Raw genomic sequence first — 16821 nt, forward strand, 5'->3', positions numbered from 1 at the left:
CAGTGCCCAAGACCTTCATACCCAAGACCAAGGGCGCCCTGGCCCGCGGCGTCTCCCTGCACACGGCGCTCATCGCGGGCGTAGTGCTGTCGGTGTTCCCGTTCTACCTGGCCGTCGTCATGGCCACCCGGACGACCAGCGAGATCTTCTCGTACCCTCCGAAGCTGCTGCCGGGCTCGCACTTCGCGGAGAACGTCAAGAACCTCTTCGCCAACGTCGACTTCTTCGGTTCGATGCTGAACTCGCTGATCGTCGCGGTCAGCGTCACGGTGCTGGTGCTGTTCTTCGACTCGCTCGCGGCGTTCGTCTTCGCCAAGTTCGACTTCCCGGGGCGCAAGGTGCTGTTCGGGCTGATGATGGCCATCTTCATGCTGCCCGCCCAGCTGGCCGCCATCCCGCAGTTCGTGATCATGGCGAAGCTGGGCTGGATCGGCTCGCTCACCGCGCTGATCGTCCCCGCGGCGGCCAACGCGTTCGGCATCTTCTGGATGCGCCAGTACATGAAGGGCGCCATCCACGACGAGCTGATGGACGCCTCCCGCCTCGACGGCTGCAGCTTCCTCCGCCAGTACTGGCATGTGGCGCTGCCCGTGGTCCGCCCGGGCCTGGCGTTCCTCGGCATCTTCACCTTCATGGGTCAGTGGAACGACTACGCGTGGCCCCTGATCGCCCTCACCAACCCGGACAACGTCACCCTCCAGGTGGCGCTGTCCCAGCTCAACGGCGTGCACAGCATGACGGACTACGGCATGGTCATGGCCGGCGCCCTCCTGGCCCTGATCCCGCTGCTCATCGTGTTCGCCTTCGCGGCCCGCCACTTCATCGCCGACCTGGCCAAGGGAGCCATCCGCTGATGCGCCGCCCGCCCATGCCCGCCCGCCCCTGGGAGTCGCCGGAGCTCACTTCCTGGCGCCGGCTGCCGATGCACGCGGTAGTCCGTACCGCCGCGGACACCGGCCGGCTCCCGCTCGACGGCGACTGGCGGTTCCAGCTGCTGACGGCACCGGACGAGCCGCTCGCCGACCAGTGGGGCACGGCCCGGGTGCCCGGCTGCTGGACCATGCAGGGCACCGACGACCTGCCGCACTACACCAACTTCACGATGCCGTGGCCGCACTTCCCCCCGGCATCACCGGCCGACAATCCGACCGGGGTGTACGAGCGGGAGGCCGAGATCCCCGCGGAGTGGGCGGGCAAGCGCATCGTGCTGCACGTCGGGGCCTTCGAGAGCGTGCTGCTCGCGGAGGCCGGAGGCCGGGCGGTGGGCATGGGCAAGGACTCGCATCTGGCGAGCGAGTTCGACATCACCGACGCCGTACGGCCGGGAGAGCGGACGACCGTACGGCTGACGGTGGTCAAGTGGTCCGACGCCTCGCACATCGAGGACCAGGATCAGTGGTGGCACGGGGGGATCACGCGATCCGTGTACCTCTGTGCGACTGATCCGCTGTACGTGGCGGACGTGAAGATCACCGCGCCGACGGACGGGCGGCTGCGCGCCGAGGTGCAGGTGCGGTCGGCGGCCGGCGCGCTGCCCGAGGGGTGGTACGTCACCGGGTCGCTGGAGGGCGTCGGTGAGCTGCGGCAGGACGAGGAGTACGCCGCCTGGTGCGCGGCCGAGCACCGTGTCTCCGGCTTCCTCGGCGAGGCCCGGCTGCACGCGGTGGTGCCGGATGTACGGCCGTGGTCCGCGGAGACCCCGCAGCTGTACGGCTTCACGGTCCGGCTGCACCGCGCGGACGGCTCGGTGGTGGACACCTCCCACCACCGCGTGGGCTTCCGCGATGTGGTGATCCGCGGCCGGGATCTGCTCGTCAACGGCGAGCGGGTGTACATCCGCGGCGTCAACCGGCACGACTTCCACCCGCTCACCGGCCGGGTGGTGACGGACGACGACATGCGCGCCGATCTGGTGACCATGAAGCGCTTCGGGTTCAACGCGGTGCGCACCTCGCACTACCCGAACGACCCCGCCTTCCTCGACCTGTGCGACGAGCTCGGCCTGTACGTCGTCGACGAGGCCGACATCGAGGCGCACGACCACGCCCATGAGATCGCCGACGACCCGCGCTATCTCGCCGCGTTCACCGACCGCGTCTCGCGGATGGTGCTGCGCGACAAGAACCACCCGTCGGTCATCGTCTGGTCACTGGGCAACGAGTCCGACTACGGTGCCAACCACGACGCCGCGGCCGGCTGGGTGCGCCGCCACGACCCGACCCGGCCCGTCCAGTACGAGGGTGCGCTGCACCGCGGCTGGACCCGGCAGGGAATCGTCACGGACATCGTCTGCCCGATGTACGCCTCCATCGACGAGATCACCGCGCATGCGAACTCGGGCGAGCAGACCAAGCCGCTCATCCTGTGCGAGTACTCGCACGCCATGGGCAACAGCAATGGCACCCTCGCCGACTACTGGGCGGCGATCGAGTCCACTCCGGGCCTGCAGGGCGGTTTCCTCTGGGAGTTCTGGGACCACGGCATCCTGCAGCGAATCGATGGAGCCGCAGCCGGCCGCCCGGCCGGGACAGCGGGCGCCGGGATGTACGGCGGGGGGATCGCCGGGCCCGGGCACCGGTGGGCATACGGCGGCGACTTCGGCGACAAGCCGAACGACGGCGCCTTCATCGCCGACGGCGTCGTCTTCCCGGACCGCACACCGAAGCCCGTCATGTACGAGCACCGGGAGCTCGCCGCCCCGGTGCGGCTGACGTACGACGAGCAGGGCCTGCGGATCCACAACCGCCAGCACTTCCGTGACCTTTCCTGGCTGGCGGCGGAGTGGGTGCTGTCCGTCGACGGCATCGGCGAGAACTTCGCGCCGGTGCCGCTGCGGCTGCCGCACCTCGCGCCGGGCGCCAGTGCGCCCCTGCAGCTGCCGCCGGAGCTGCTCGCCGGGCTGCCGTCCGGCTCCGGCCCGGGCTCCGCCTCGGGGGAGGCGTGGCTGACACTGCGGGTCACCACGGCGGCGGAAGAGGCGTGGGCGCCGGCCGGTTTCGAGATCTGCACCCCGGGGGTCCAGCTGCGCGGGGCCGGTGGGGCGGGCCCGCTCGCCGGGTCCGGCGGCGGCGAGGGGCGGTCGGTGGGCGGGCTGCTGGTCCGGGGCGTGGAGGTCGACGACAGCGGGCTGCTGGTCCGGGGCGTGGAGGCCGACGACAGCGGGCTGCCGGCCCACGCCATCGAGGTCGACGACAGCGGGCTGCTCATCCACCCGGCACTGTCCGCGCCGCCGGTGCTCTCCCTGTGGCGGGCGCCGACCGACAACGACGAGCTGGGCGGCCTCGGCGAACGGTGGCGGGCCTGGGGGCTCGACACACTGGTGCGCAGGCCGGTGTCGGTCGAGCGGGACGGCGCCGGCCGGGTGACCGTACGCGCGGAGTACGACACGCCCGTGGGGCCGGTGCGGCACCTGCAGGTGCTGCGTCCGGTGCGGGACGGGATCCTCGTCGAGGAGACCGCCGAGCTGCCGGCGGGGCTGGACGATGTGCCGCGCGTCGGCACGGTCTTCGAGACGGCCGCCCGCCATGACCGGCTCGACTGGTTCGGGCAGGGGCCCTGGGAGACCTACCCCGACCGGTGCGCGGGCGGGCCGGTGGGGCACCACCAGGCGGCCGTGGACGAGCTGTTCACCCCGTATCTGCGCCCGCAGGAGAGCGGCGGACGGCACGGGGTGCGCCGCTTCGGCCTCGACGGCCGGCTGCGCGTCAGCCTCGACACCCCGCGCCAGGTCTCCGTCAGCCGGTACCGCGCCGCGGACCTGGCCGCCGCCACGCACCACGACGAGCTGGTCCCGCGCGACACCTGCGTGGTGCACATCGACGCCGCGCACCGCGGCGTCGGCACCGCCTCCTGCGGGCCCGACACCCTGCCGCGGTACCGCGTCGGCGCGGGCACGTACCGCTGGTCCCTGACGCTTTCCGCCCACTAGACACCGGAGCGCCACGCCATGGCCATGCAGCCCTGGTTCCCCGACGCCAAGTTCGGCATCTTCATCCACTGGGGCATCTACGCCGTCGACGGCGTCCAGGAGTCCTGGTCGTTCTTCGAGGGCGACGTGCCCCACGAGCAGTACATGGCACAGCTCGACGGCTTCACCGCGAAGCACTACGACCCGCGGGCGTGGGCGGACCTCTTCGCCCGGGCCGGCGCCCGCTACGCGGTGCTCACCTCGCGCCACCACGACGGCGTCTCCCTCTGGGACACCGCCGAGGGCGACCTGAACGTCGTCCGGCACACCCCGGCCGGCCGCGACCTGGTCGGCCCGTACGTGGACGCGATCCGGGAGCGCGGGCTCAAGGTCGGCCTCTACTACGCGCACAACGACTGGAACCATCCCGACTATGCCTCCACCCGCTACGAGGGCCGGCCGCCCGAGCGGGAGAACAACCCCTACGCCGAGGTGCCGAAGGAAGAGGAGGACCTGGCGGCCTGGGCGCGCTATCTCGCCTACCGGGACGGGCAGGTGCGCGAGCTGGTCACCCGCTTCCGGCCCGACCTGCTGTGGTTCGACGGCGAGTGGGAGCGCACCGAGCAGCAGTGGCGGATCCCTGAGCTCGCCGAGCTGATCCGGTCCGAGGTCCCGCGGTGCGTACTCAACGCGCGGATGCTGAGCGAGGGCGACTACGCCACCCCCGAGCAGGGTGTGCCGATCGAGCCGCCGGCCGGGCCGTGGGAGCTGTGCCTGACCTTCAACGACTCATGGGGCTACCAGCACCACGACCACAACTACAAGTCGACGGGACAGTTGATCCGCCACTTCGCGGAGACCATCGGCGGCGGCGGGAACCTCCTGCTGTCCGTGGGGCCGAAGGAGGACGGCACCATCCCGGCGGAACAGGTCGAGCGACTGGAGGGCATGGGCGCCTGGATCTCCCGGCACGCCGATGCCGTCCACGGCACGTCCCGGGGCCTGCCCGCAGGCCACCACTACGGTCCCAGCACCCTTTCCGCCGACCGCCGCACCCTCTATCTGACGGTGTTCGACATCCCCCGCGGCCCGATCGGCGTACGGGGTCTGCGCACCCCGGTCCGCCGGGTCAGCGTGCTCGGCACCGGCACCGAGCTCGGCCACCGGGTGATCGGCGGCCTCCACGAGGTCCCCGGCGTGCTGTGGATCGAGGCCCCTGCGGCCGCGGACCTCGATGAGCACGCGACCGTGCTCGCCGTCGAACTGGACGGTGAGCTGGACCTGTACCGGGGCGCCGGGCGCTTCTGAGGCACGCGGCGCCCGCCCCGCGTACGGCGCCCGGAACCACAACAACGCCGCGGGCGGTCCACATCCGGACAACGCTGTGGGCGGTGCGTGAGCCTGAAGGGCGGACCGGGCGTCGTGGCAGGCGACCGTAACACCTGCAGCCCGAAGAGCCGAAGGAGGACCTCCCCTTGAACGCCCGAGATCCGCTGCCGCCGTCCCTGCGCAGGGTGCTGAGGCAGGAGCCTGCGCCGGGCGGGCTGGACGCGGTGAAGCACGTGGTGATCCTGATGCAGGAGAACCGTTCCTTCGACCACTACTTCGGCACCCTGCCGGGCGTGCGCGGCTTCGCGGACCGCAACGCGATCGAGCTGCCGTCCGGCGCCCCGGTGTTCGCGCAGCCCGCTGGGGAGCGGATCATACGTCCGTTCCTCGCGCGGGCCGCCGCGGGCTCCGCGGACCTGGACACCTTCCACGACCTGGACCACGGCTGGCAGACCGCCCAGGAGGCCTGGCACGGCGGCTGGATGGACCGCTGGGTCCCGGCGAAGACCCCGGCCACGATGGCGTATCTCGACCGCGCCGACATCCCGCTGCACTTCGCGCTCGCCGACGCCTTCACCGTCTGCGACGCGTACCACGCCTCCATCCACAGCTCCACCAGCCCCAACCGCAACTACCTCTGGAGCAGCGTCTCCGCCCACGAGCCGGACGGCCGGCGCGCCGTCGACAACGACGCGTACGACGAGGACGTCCACCCCGGGTACGCGTGGCCGTCGTACGCGGAGCTGCTTCAGCGGGCGGGCCGCAGCTGGCGGACGTACTCCGAGTGGGAGAACTACACCGACAACCAGGTGGAGTTCTTCGCCCCGTTCAAGGCCGTCGCCCGCAAGGCGCTGATCAAGACCGGCGGTCATACGTACATGGAGTCCTTCTACGCCGCCCTACGGCAGGCCGCGGGCCCGGCCGAGCGACAGCGGCTGCTCGGCCTGCTGGAGGAGGGCGTCGCCGCACTGGACCCGGGCGAGCACAGCCTCTTCGAGCGGGGGCTGCGGCGGCTGCCGACCGGGACACTGACCGAGGTCTTCGCGGCGGATGTGGCCGACGGCCGGCTTCCCGAGGTGTCGTACGTCGTGTTCCCGGCGGACAAGTCCGAGCACCCCAACGTCTCCTCCCCGCAGGCCGGGGCGCAGGCGGTGTACGAGCTGCTGGACGCCCTCGCCTCCCACCCGGAGGTCTGGCGGCACACGGTCCTCCTCCTCACCTACGACGAGAACGACGGCCTCTTCGACCACGTCCCGCCGCCGGTGCCGGCTCCCGACGGGCAGGACGAGTGGTGGCAGGGGCAGCCCACCGGTCTGGGGATGCGGGTGCCGATGCTGGTGGTCTCGCCGTGGTCGGCGGGCGGCCATGTGTGCTCGGAGCTCTTCGACCATACGTCGGTCAACCGCTTCCTGGAACGGTGGACGGGCGTCGAGGACCCCAACGTCACCGCCTGGCGCCGCCGGGTGACCGGGGACCTCACGTCGGCGTTCGACTTCGGTTCCGTCGGCTCCGTCGGCTCCGCGGCGCCGGACGCACCGCCCGGCACGCGTCAGGCGCGCCCACTGCCGTACCGGCCGGAGGCGTGCGCGGTCGTTGCGGACGGGCGGGCGGAGGTGGTGCTGGGCAACTCCGGATCGCGCAGTGTGCATTTCGCGCTCTATCCGTACGCCGGTGAGTTCGCCGTTCCGCAGCATCAGGACATCGAGGCGGCCGGCCGGTGGACGTTCGCCGTCGGTGACCGCTACCGCTTCACCGTCACCGGTCCGAACGGCTTCCGCCGCGAGTTCGCCGGTACGGCGGAGGGCGGCGCACAGGTCTCCTCGTCGGTCGACCCCGGCACCCGCGAGGTGGGGCTGACGCTCACCAACTCCTCCCCGGAGGCGCTCACCTTCACCATCCGCCCGCAGGGCTACGCGGACGACCCGGTGCAGCGGTTCCGGGTGGCGCCGGGGGCGAGCCTGGAGGCCGTCCATCCGGCGGCCGCCGCGGCCGGGTGGTACGACCTGGTGGTGACGGTCGAAGGCGATACCGCCTTTCACCGGCGGCTGATGGGGCACATCGAGAACGGGCAGCCAAGCGTCCCGGGCTGATCGCGGGCCGCGACCACGTTCCCCTCACGCGTAGAACGCCGGCTTCTCCACCATCTCCACCGGCACCAACGCCCCCGTGCGCTGTGCCTCGACCGTCGCCGTCGCCACCGCCGTGGCCGCGTAGCCGTCCCAGGCAGATGGGCCCGTGGCCGTGCCGGCGGTGACGGAGCCCACCCAGGCCTGGATCTCCGTGTCGAACGCGGCAGAGAACCGGTCGCCCCACTCCTGGTCGATCGCGGTGCCGATGCGGGCGCTGCCGCGCAGCTGGACGCGCGCCGGGTCGGGGAGGCGGATCAGGCCCGTCTCGCCCACAGTCTCGCACTGGATGTCGTAGCCGTACTGGCAGTTGACGAACACCTCCAGGTCGATCCGCACCCCGCCGGCCGTCTCGAAGAGGAAGAACTGCGGGTCGTTCAGGTGCGGATGGCGTCGGCTGGTGGACCGGGGCAGCACCACCTGCGTGGAGACGATCTCGTCGGACAGCAGCCAGCGGGCCGCGTCGATCTCGTGAACGCCGGAGTCCAGGACGGCCATGTCCGTGGTGTACGCCTCCGGGACTGCCCGGTTGCGGTGGGCGCAGTGCATCAACAGCGGGTGGCCGATGCCGCCGTCGTCGATGATGCGCTTGAGCTCGCGGTAGCCCGCGTCGTAGCGGCGCATGAAGCCGACCTGCACCAGCCGCCGGCCGTGGGCCTGTTCGGCGGCCATGATGCGCAGGCAGTCCTCCGTGGTGGTGGCCAGGGGCTTCTCGCAGAACACCGGCTTGCCGACGGCGATGGCGCCCAGCACGTGCTCGGCGTGGGTGGGGCCCCAGGAGGTGACCAGGACCGCGTCCACGTCGTCGGCGCCGATCAGCTCGGCCCCGTCGGCGGCCACGCGGGCGCCGCCGGCCTCGGCAGCTGCCTTCTCCGCGAGGGCGGCGTCGATGTCGGTGACGACGCTGATCTCGGCGCCGCTGATGGTCCCGGTGATGCGCTCGATGTGCTCCCGGCCGATGGCGCCGGTGCCGATGACTCCGATACGTACCGTCATGTGGGGCGCGTCCTCCTTGTACGGCTGGTGGGTGAGGTCAGTGCCCGGGGCGGCGAATGCCGCTCAGACCGACGCCGTTCAGGTACTCGCGCGTCCGCACCGCGATGGGCAGCGGCACCTCGGGCGCACAGGGATAGAGATCCTGCTCCACGATCACGAACAGCTCCGCCTCCAGCCCGGACAGCGCCTCCACGATGTCCGCGGGGTCCGGCACCCCCGCCGGTGGCTCGACGCAGACGCCGCGCTCGACCGCCTCGCCGAAGGACAGGCCCTCGGCGGCGACCTGGGCCAGAATCGCCGGGTCCATCTGCTTGATGTGGACGTAGCCGATGCGCTCGCCGAAGCGGTGGATCAGGTCGACGTTGTCGCCGCCGCCGTAGGCGACATGGCCGGTGTCGAGGCACAGGTTGGCGTAGCGGGAGTCGGTGGCGTTCAGGAAGCGCTCGATCTCCGGCTGGGTCTGGACATGGCTGTCCGCGTGCGGGTGGACGACCAGACGTACGTCGTACTCGTCGAGCAGGATCCGGCCGAGCCGGTTCGCGGCCTTCCCCACCGCGGCCCACTGCGCGGCGTCCAGCTCCGGCGGCTCGGTGAAGGCGCCGGTCTTCTCGTCCCGGTACAGCGGCGGGATGAAGACCAGGTGGTGCGCCCCGGCGGCGGCGGTCAGCGCGGCCACCCGGCGGACGTGGGCGAGCATGTCGTCCCACTGCTCGGGCCGGTGGAGGGCGCCGAAGACGGTGCCACCGGAGACCTGCAGGCCGCGTGCGGCGAGCTCGTCGGCCAGGCGCTCCGGCTCGACCGGGAGGTAGCCGAACGGGCCGAGTTCCAGCCAGCGGTAGCCGGCCTCGGCCAACTCGTCGAGGAAGCGGCTGTACGGCACCTGCCGCTCGTCCTCGGCGAACCACACTCCCCAGGAGTCGGGGGCGGACCCGAGGCAGAGGTTGCCGGCGGAGAGACGGGCGGTGGGTGTCGTTGTCATGGTGTGCGGCCTCTCGGACTCAGGGGATGTCACGGCTCTCGGGGCTCTCAGCGCGCGGTGGGAAAGGGGAAGGGTGAACGCGGCGGGTCCGCCGGTGGTCGGTTCGCTCGTGGTGAGTTCACAGATACGGCCGCGGCGGCCGCTCGGCGGCCTCGTAGGACGCGTACGCCTGCCGGGTGGAGTCGAGCTCCGCGACCTCGGCCACCGGCACGTCCCACCAGGCGGAGCTCGGCGGGCCGGGGCTGAGGTGGTCGGTGGTGACATGCACGACGGTCGTCCGGTCGGAGGCCCTCGCCCGGGCGTCGGCGACCAGCGGCTCGGCCGAGTGCTTCACGGCGTCCAGCCGCGCCACGTTGAGGTTGATGAACCGCACCTGCGGATCGGCGAAGACCGTACGGCTCGCGGTGGTGAAGTCGCTGTAGCGGGTGCCGATGCCGAGCACCACATCCGCCTCGGCCGCCAGCGCGTTGGCGGCGCTGGAGCCGGTGACGCCGAGCCCGCCCACCGCGCACTCATGGTCCCAGGGAATCGCGCCCTTGCCGGCGTGCGTGTCGGCCACCGGAATACCCGTCGCCGACGCGAACTCCCGCAGCTGCGGCCAGGCCTCGGCGTACACCGCACCACCTCCGGCGACGATCAGCGGCCGCCGCGCCCGGCGGAGCAGCGTCACCGCCCGCCCCAGCGCGTCGGGCTCGGGCTGCGGACGGCCGACGTGCCGGACCCGTCGGCGGAAGAAGCCCGCACCGCCCCATTGTCAGCACATCCAGTGCCATGAATCCCTCCTGTCGCGCGCTACTAGAGCGCGCTAGATGCGAGTACCATGATCCCGTCGCGCCGGGATGTCAAGAGTTCGGGCGGCGGCCGGACGGGGGGAGCGCGCCCCCGCGCGGGAGCAGACGCGGGGACCGTGCGGCAGGACGACGGGCGGAGCGAGACAGGACAGGAGCGGAGCGTTGGCAGGAAGCGACCAGAAGCGCCCCACCATGGCGGACGTGGCTGCCCGGGCGGGCGTCTCGCGCGCCCTGGTCTCCCTGGTCTTCCGCAACCGGCCGGGCGCCAGCGAGCAGACCCGGCAGCGCGTCCTGCGGGCGGCCGACGAGCTGGGCTACCAGCCGGACAGCGCCGCCCGGCTGCTGGCCCGCGGCCGCAGCCGCACCATAGGCGTGCTGCTGACCCTGCACCACCCCTTCCACGCCGACCTGGTCGAGGCGATCTACCCGGAGGCGGAGCGCCTGGACTACGACGTGCTGCTGTCGGCCCGCGCCCCCGGGCGCGACGAGCGCACGGCGGCCGAGGCGCTGCTCAGCCACCGCTGCGAGGCGCTGATCCTGCTCGGGCCCGAGTCGGACGCCGCCTTCCTCGGCGAACTGGCGCGGCGCAGCTCCGCCCTGGTCGTGGTGGGCGCCGACGCGCCGGGCAGCGGCGCGGACAGTGTCCGTACGGCGGAGGGCAAGGGCGTACGCCAGGTCATCGACCACTTCGTCGCCCTCGGCCATCGCCGTATCGCCCACATCGACGGCGGCCGGGGCGCCGGCTCCGCGGAGCGCCGCCGCGCGTACCGCGCCGCGATGCGCCGGCACGGCCTGGCCGACGAGATCCGGGTCATCCCCGGCGCGCACACCGAGGAGGCGGGCATCGCCGCCGGGCGGCTGCTGGCCAAGGAGGAGGTCCGACCCACCGCGGTCCTCGCGGCCAACGACCGCTGCGCCGTCGGCCTGCTGCACAGCCTCGCCGGCGCGGGGCTGGAGGTGCCGGGGGACATCTCGGTCGCGGGCTTCGACGACAGCCACCTCTCCCATCTGTCGCACATCGACCTGACCACGGTCCGCCAGGACGCCGCCGCCCAGGCCGCGCAGGCGGTGCGCTTCGCGGTGGAGCGACTGGAGGACGCGTCGGCGTCGCCGCGCGAACTGGTGCTGGAACCGCGGCTGGTGGTGCGCGGGACGACGGGGCCGCCGCCGGGGTGACGGTGGCGTACGGGGCCGTAATGCACCGCATCCGCCCTATCCGCGGCATGCGGCATGCGCTATGCGACATGTGGCATGTGGCGGCACGAAGGCCGGTACGAAACGCCGGTACATCGGTGCGCATGTGCGGGCTGCGGGCATGAAGAAGGGGCGGCCGCAGCCGACCGCCCCTCACTCAGCCCTGTGTTCCTTACGGCTTGGGCGTGGCGTGCGGGGCGCACGTCACATCGCGGCTGTCCAGCGTGCCGCTGAGCAGGTAGGAATCCACCCGCTCGTTGATGCACGGGTTGACCAGTCCGGTCACACCGTGCGAGCCGGCGTCCTTCTCGGTGATCAGCCGCGAGCCCTTGAGCCGCTGGTGCAGCTCGACGGCGCCCTCGAAGGGAGTGGCGGCGTCACGGGTGGACTGCACGATGAGCACAGGCGGCAGACCCTTGCCGGTCCGCACCTCCACCGGGGTGTGCTGCTTCGAGGACCAGGTCGCACACGGCAGGTTCATCCAGGCGTTGGCCCAGGTCATGAACGGGTGGTCCTTGTGCAGCCGGGTGTTGTCCCGGTCCCACTTCTTCCAGCTGGTGGGCCACTTGGCGTCGGCGCACTCGACGGCCGTGTAGACGGCGTTGCCGTTCTCCGCGGAGATGTTGCCCGCGGTGTCGGACAGGTCGGGCGCGGCGGCGTCGACGAGTGCCTGCGTGTCACCGGCGAGGTACTTGCTCCAGGTCTGGGCGACGGGCACCCAGGCGGAGTCGTAGTACGGGGCGCTCTGGAAGAAGCCGATGAGCTCGGCCGGGCCGACGACCCCGCCGAGCGGGTTCGTCTTCGCGGTGGCCCGCAGCTTGTCCCATTGCTGCTCGACCCTCTCCGGGGTGTCGCCGATGTGGAAGGTGGCGTCGTTCTTGGCGACCCACGCCTTCCAGTCGTCCCAGCGCATCTGGAACGCGACGTCCTGGTCGAGGTTCGCCTGGTACCAGATCTTCTCGCGCGAGGGGTTGACCACGCTGTCGACGATCATGCGCCGGACATGGCCGGGGAAGAGGGTCGCATAGACCGCACCGAGGTAGGTGCCGTAGGAGACGCCCAGGAAGTTGAGCTTCTTCTCGCCGAGGGCGGCCCGGATGACGTCCAGGTCGCGCGCGGAGTTCGGCGTGGTCATGTGCGGCAGCATCCAGCCGCTGCGCTCGGCGCACCCGTCCGCGTACTCGGCGGCGAGCTTGCGCTGCGCCAGCTTGTCGGCCTCGCTGCCGGGCACCGGGTCGAGCTTCGGCGCCTTGACGAACTCCTGCGGGTCTATGCAGGAGATGGGGGTCGAGTGGCCGACGCCGCGTGGGTCGAAGCCCACGAAGTCGTACGCCTTCGCGGTCTTGGCCCACAGCGGGTTCTTGTTGGTGACCCGGGCCGGGAAGCGCAGTCCGGAAGCGCCGGGGCCGCCCGGGTTGTAGATCAGGGCGCCCTGACGCTCCTCCTTGGTCCCGGTGTTGCCGATACGGTCCACAGCGATCTTGATCTGCTTGCCGTTCGGCCGCGCGTAGTCCAGCGGAACGCTCACGAAGCCGCACTGGATGGGCTTGGCGAGCCCCCAGTCCTCCGGGCAGTCCGTCCAGTCGATGCCCTTTTCGGCCGCCCGTTCCGCCGCGACCTGGACACCGTGTGCTTCGGACCACCCGTGGCTGCGGCTTTCGGCATTGGCCGCCGGAGCCGCCATGGCACCCGCTATGAGGGTGCCCGCGACCAGAGTGCCGGCCGAGCCGAGCACTGCTGTGCGTCTCACGTAGAACCTCCCCCTGATGTTGTGGAGTTGTACCGGGGGATCCTTTCGCGGGCAGGGCAGCGCGGAACAGGCCGTACTGATGTTCTTTACCGAACCCATAACCGGTGTGCCAAGTACCGCTCAGCGGTGCAACTCCGCCCGTCGCCGCATCGAGCTGAGTGCCCACCAGACGAGCGTGTACCGATTGAGTTCCTCGGGCGGCTGAGCGCGGTTGCTCCAGTCGCTGCATGGGGCGAGTTCGGCATCGAGCAGCTCCGCTCCGAGGATCACGTCCGCTGCTGGACACGCCTCACCGCATGCCAGGTGACACCCGAGGCGGTGCCGGGGCCGGGCGGCAGACGTCGCGGCCGCCTCGTGCCCGTCGACGTGGCCTGGCGTATCAGTTCGGTTCCCTGATCTGTCTGCTTTCGTTTGCCTTTCTGTTCCTCGTCGAGCCATGTCTCGGCCGCATGCTGTATCACCGCCAACGCGCCGGGACGCGGTGGCGGGCAGCACCCGATTCACGAAGGACCGAAAGCCCCGTGCCCACACCCGTCGTTCTCGCCGGCCGCAAGACGCGGCTGGAGCCGCTCACCGTTCACCACGCCGAGGCTTTGGCCGAGGCCGGGGCCGAGGACCGCGCGACCGCCGCGTTCACGCTCGTCCCCCACGGCCTGGAAGCGGCCCTGAGCTATGTCGATTCCGCCCTCGCCGAGCAGGCGGCGGGTCGATCACTGCCCTTCGCGGTGGTCGGCGCCGCGGACGGCCGGGTGGTCGGCTCCACACGGTTCCTGGAGCTGGACTACTGGCAGGGCCCACTGGTGTGGCCCGCCGTCCCGGGCGTCCCGTACGGCGATCCGGCCACCGTCGTGCCCGACGCCGCCGAGATCGGCAACACCTGGCTCGCCCGCAGCGCCCAGGGCACCGGGGTGAACACCGAGGCGAAACTGCTGATGCTGCGCCACGCTTTCGAGACCTGGGGCGTGCGCCGGATCTCCTTCCGCGCCGACGCCCGCAATCTGCGCTCGCGCGCTGCCATCGAGCGGCTCGGCGCCACCTGCGAGGGCATCCGCCGGGCCCACTCACGCGGGCTGGACGGCGCCGTCCGCAGTACCGCGTTCTACTCGATCCTGGACGACGAGTGGCCTGCTGTCCGCGCCACGATCGAGCTGCGCCTCGCTGCCGGCGCGTCGCCCGCTGTTCTGGGTGGGGCCGAAGACCTTGCCTGCTCCCCGCACGGTGACGTCGGCGGGAGGCGCGCCGGTGCGCAGACGGTAGCGGCGTCGGTGGCGAACTGACCGGCACCGCGTCCCGGCCCCCCTGCGGTCGTCATGGCCCGCCTCCTGGGCGGTAATTCACGGCCTCAGCGCGGCCGACAGAGCCCGGCCGGAGCTCCACTGATGGTGCTCCCTGGATCTGGCTCTGCCGGCAATTCCGTGGGTCCTGAGGCGCGGCCGTAGGCAAGGTCCGCCCCATCCCGTTCCGGGGGATGGCCGGAGTGCCTGAGGCCTGCGCCATGCAGTTGGAACCCGAGCCGCGGTACATCTGCTCGCCCGAACACCACCTCATGAACGCCTCGTTCGTCGACCTGGGAGCGCTGCTCGTCGTCGGCACCGCCCTGACCGGTGCCGCGTGGCGCAGAGGCGCGGCCGCGACCGTGACCCGGTGTCTGCTCGCGGGTGCCGGTGTGGGATTCGTGCCGGCCGGGCCGGCGCCCGCGGACGTCCACGAGAATCAGCACGTCCTGGGCGCCCTGCTCATCATGGGAACCGGCAACATCGGCCTTCTGCCGGCGGGGGTCGGCCTGGCGGACGAGTTTCCGGGCCCGCTGCGCTGGGTGACCAGCCTGCTGGGAGTCACGGCGCTCACGGCTTCCCAGCGCTACTTCGGGCTCGGCATGGGCGGCATGGAGCGGGTCGCGGCGTTTCCCATTCTGGTGTGGACGCCGGCGGTCGGCATCCGTGGTCTGCTCCGCCAGGCATCCCGTACGCAGGATGCGAAGCCTGGAAGGCATGTCGCCCGTGCGACCCGCAGATGATGAGGCTTCCCGGCCGGGGCACGGGGCACGCTGCTCGGCGGTGACCCTGACGTCGGCCTGGCCGAGGGCGAGGATCTCGCCCCAGTGCCCTGCTGGGCCCCTTCGACGGCTGCGATGTGGCGGCCGACGTCAGCAGAGTGTGGCGACTGCCGTCCGTTGGAGGAGATCCTCGGCGCGGTCCCACGGCCAGCCGTTCTCCACCACGAGGGTGCGCCAGCCGGTTGGGCCGAACCAGAACCACAGCAGGTCGGCCGTCTCCTCGACGGTGTACGGAGGGCGTGGAGTCAGGGTGTGCAGATGGCGGGCCGCGGCGTGGAGTGCGTCCCGGTAGGCCGTGGTGGCGCGCTCCCACAGCGCCTCGCCGTTCTCGTGGACGGGCAGTGCCTTGCGGATCGCCTCGTGCACCGTGAACTGCCCCTCGTTGCCGATTCGCGTGCCGTGAGCCAGCGCTTCGAGGACCGCCTGGGGTGTGTGCAGGGAGAGTATGTGCCGCATGGCCTTCTCGGAGCCGGAGTCGACGACGCCCTGGTCGACGATCCGGTCCAGGATGTCGCCCTTGCTCCCGACGCTGGCGAAGACAGTCTTCGAGGCGACACCGGCGGCCGAGGCGATGTCCGCGACGGTCACCCGCCCGTAGCCGCGCTCGGCGAACAGTTCGGTGGCCCGCTCGAGGATCAGCGCGCGCGTCTGCGCGGCGGCCTGTTCGCGCAGCGGAGAGACGTAGGGGCGCTTGGACGGCATGGCCCCATTCTAAGCAACACGATCACACCATTGCTCTATTCGTTAGGTTGCCTATAACCTCAATTTTTGGGCGGCGGACATGCCCGGCCCGGGACGCAGGATGCCCTCGGCCAGTGGACCGACCGACGTCACAGCACAGATGACACAGCAGGCGAAAGGCGCGGACGCCATGGGAATGGACACCACGGACCTGGCCCACGGGCTCTTCCGGATCCTCGAGACCGGGGATCCGGAACTGGCCAGCGCGGTGGTGGCCGAGGACTTCCATAACCGCGAAGCGGCCGTATCGCCCACGGCCTGTGCCACCCCGGGCCCGGCAGGGGTCCTCGCCTCGGGTGCATGGATGCGGTCTGCCTTCGTCGACCTGCGCTTTCCCATCCTCGGTATCGCCCGCAACGACGACCAGGTCTGGGTGCGGCTGCGCATGCAAGGCCGCCATACCGGCCCCTTCGTCCGGTTCCGCAATGGCGCACTTGACCAGGCCATACCCCCCACCGGGCGTGAGATCGACTTCGAACAGATCCACGTCCTCGATCTGCGTGACGGCAAGGTGGTGGGACACGAGGCGGTCCGTGACGACATCACCATGCTCGGCCAGCTCGGCGTCTTTCCCCCGGCCCCGGCCACGGCCCTGCGCATGCTCGCCTGGCGGGTGACGGGGCGAGCTGCCCGTGCAGCCGCCCAGGTCACGAAGCAGGCGACCGAGGCGGCCGCTCAGGTGCTAGGCGAGTTGCGCGAGAGCCGCTGAGCCGAGGATGCCGCGCCCAGCCCGGCGTACTTCCGGGGCGAAGTGCTGGAGCGGGAAACGCCCTCGTTGGTGATGGCGCGAGTGATGCGATGGCCCCAAGGTGGGGATGACGGTCACGGTGTGTCTACCGGCCAGGGCGGCCGACCGGCTGGAAGCGGCGGTCGCAGAGGCCCAGGCGCCCTTCGAGACCGACTGCACGCGCGGCGGCGAACCGCGATCCCGGGGGCGAGAGGCTGCCGGATG

The 16821-nt window shown here is 71.5% G+C and carries 13 protein-coding genes and 1 pseudogene; 8 read left to right on the top strand and 6 right to left on the bottom strand.

Annotated features, from left to right (window positions below; genetic code table 11):
• Positions 1–2 precede the first annotated feature (2 nt).
• From ACFV9O_RS10105 to ACFV9O_RS10120, 4 genes are all read left to right on the top strand, one after another.
• Positions 3–854: a carbohydrate ABC transporter permease gene (locus ACFV9O_RS10105; protein ID WP_385414830.1), complete on the top strand. Its 852-nt coding sequence runs from the start codon at positions 3–5 to the stop codon at positions 852–854.
• Positions 854–3928, top strand: a complete 3075-nt coding sequence (locus ACFV9O_RS10110; protein WP_385414832.1) for a glycoside hydrolase family 2 TIM barrel-domain containing protein — start codon at positions 854–856, stop codon at positions 3926–3928. Before ACFV9O_RS10105 ends, ACFV9O_RS10110 begins: the two co-directional genes overlap by 1 nt.
• Positions 3929–3946: 18 nt before the next feature.
• Positions 3947–5215 carry an alpha-L-fucosidase gene (locus ACFV9O_RS10115; RefSeq protein ID WP_385414835.1) on the top strand — a complete coding sequence of 423 codons (1269 nt, stop codon included), beginning with the start codon at positions 3947–3949 and terminating at the stop codon, positions 5213–5215.
• 167 nt (positions 5216–5382) lie between these two features.
• A complete protein-coding gene (locus ACFV9O_RS10120) occupies positions 5383–7326 on the top strand; it encodes an alkaline phosphatase family protein (RefSeq protein WP_385414837.1) in 1944 nt (647 codons plus the stop codon).
• Between the two features lie 24 nt (positions 7327–7350).
• On the opposite strand, the gene ACFV9O_RS10125 is transcribed toward ACFV9O_RS10120, so the two are convergent.
• The 3 genes and pseudogenes from ACFV9O_RS10125 to ACFV9O_RS10135 all read right to left on the bottom strand — a co-directional run.
• A complete protein-coding gene (locus ACFV9O_RS10125; RefSeq protein ID WP_385414840.1) occupies positions 7351–8358 on the bottom strand; it encodes a Gfo/Idh/MocA family oxidoreductase in 1008 nt (335 codons plus the stop codon).
• Between the two features lie 37 nt (positions 8359–8395).
• Positions 8396–9337, bottom strand: a complete 942-nt coding sequence (locus tag ACFV9O_RS10130) for a TIM barrel protein (protein WP_385414843.1) — start codon at positions 9335–9337, stop codon at positions 8396–8398.
• A 295-nt stretch (positions 9338–9632) separates the two neighbouring features.
• Positions 9633–10073: pseudogene (locus ACFV9O_RS10135) on the bottom strand (3D-(3,5/4)-trihydroxycyclohexane-1,2-dione acylhydrolase (decyclizing)); the annotation flags it as partial.
• A gap of 247 nt (positions 10074–10320) precedes the next feature.
• Here ACFV9O_RS10135 and ACFV9O_RS10140 point away from each other — a divergent pair.
• A complete protein-coding gene (locus ACFV9O_RS10140; RefSeq protein WP_385414995.1) occupies positions 10321–11304 on the top strand; it encodes a LacI family DNA-binding transcriptional regulator in 984 nt (327 codons plus the stop codon).
• A 190-nt stretch (positions 11305–11494) separates the two neighbouring features.
• On the opposite strand, the gene ACFV9O_RS10145 is transcribed toward ACFV9O_RS10140, so the two are convergent.
• Together ACFV9O_RS10145 and ACFV9O_RS10150 are read right to left on the bottom strand one after the other, a co-directional pair.
• Entirely contained in the window at positions 11495–13072 is a 1578-nt protein-coding gene (locus ACFV9O_RS10145; RefSeq protein ID WP_385414846.1) for an alpha/beta hydrolase, read from the bottom strand.
• A gap of 120 nt (positions 13073–13192) precedes the next feature.
• Complete coding sequence (locus ACFV9O_RS10150) at positions 13193–13342, bottom strand: hypothetical protein (RefSeq protein ID WP_385414849.1); 150 nt, start codon at positions 13340–13342, stop codon at positions 13193–13195.
• Positions 13343–13593: 251 nt separating this feature from the next.
• Between ACFV9O_RS10150 and ACFV9O_RS10155 the strand changes: the two genes are divergently transcribed.
• Together ACFV9O_RS10155 and ACFV9O_RS10160 are read left to right on the top strand one after the other, a co-directional pair.
• Positions 13594–14349, top strand: coding sequence for a GNAT family N-acetyltransferase (locus tag ACFV9O_RS10155; protein ID WP_385414851.1), 756 nt, complete (start codon positions 13594–13596; stop codon positions 14347–14349).
• A 191-nt stretch (positions 14350–14540) separates the two neighbouring features.
• On the top strand, positions 14541–15089 hold the full coding sequence (locus tag ACFV9O_RS10160; protein ID WP_385414854.1) for a hypothetical protein: 549 nt from the start codon (positions 14541–14543) through the stop codon (positions 15087–15089).
• A 129-nt stretch (positions 15090–15218) separates the two neighbouring features.
• Here ACFV9O_RS10160 and ACFV9O_RS10165 read toward each other — a convergent pair whose 3' ends face one another.
• Entirely contained in the window at positions 15219–15830 is a 612-nt protein-coding gene (locus ACFV9O_RS10165; protein WP_385414857.1) for a TetR/AcrR family transcriptional regulator, read from the bottom strand.
• A 169-nt stretch (positions 15831–15999) separates the two neighbouring features.
• On the opposite strand from ACFV9O_RS10165, the gene ACFV9O_RS10170 reads away from it, so the two are divergent.
• Positions 16000–16578 (top strand): ester cyclase, encoded by a 579-nt coding sequence (locus ACFV9O_RS10170; protein ID WP_385414859.1) that lies wholly within the window; start codon positions 16000–16002, stop codon positions 16576–16578.
• The last annotated feature ends 243 nt before the right edge of the window (positions 16579–16821 follow it).

The sequence above is a fragment of the Streptomyces sp. NPDC059909 genome (assembly GCF_042730885.1).
In the GTDB taxonomy this organism is placed as follows: Bacteria; Actinomycetota; Actinomycetes; order Streptomycetales; family Streptomycetaceae; genus Streptomyces.